Source organism: Peribacillus sp. SIMBA_075 (assembly GCF_046534585.1).
Map to the genome: position 1 here is coordinate 1 of NZ_JAWRYN010001065.1, position 255 is coordinate 255.

The following is a 255-nucleotide window of genomic DNA, read 5'->3' on the forward strand; positions in this document are numbered from 1 at the left end:
TAGACGAGTCCAGCCACATTGGGGCGGTTACCTGCCTCACTGATTACGACCCCGCCGTAGCTATGGGCTACCAGTAGGACAGGGCCGTCCTGCATATCCAAGATGCGATGGGTGGCATCGACATCCGCCTGAAGCGAGGTGATTGGATTCTGAACCAAGGTAACATTCAATCCACGAGCCGTCAGGTCATCGGAGACCTGGCGCCAACCCGAAGCATCGGCGAATGCCCCATGTACTATCACGATGTTGCGCAAG

The 255-nt window shown here is 56.9% G+C and carries 1 protein-coding gene; it reads right to left on the minus strand.

Going from position 1 to position 255, the window contains the following annotated elements; all coding sequences use genetic code 11:
* Window positions 1-242: alpha/beta fold hydrolase (locus SB775_RS31560; RefSeq protein ID WP_410865225.1), on the minus strand; the 242-nt coding region annotated here is incomplete at its 3' end.
* Window positions 243-255: the final 13 nt, after the last annotated feature.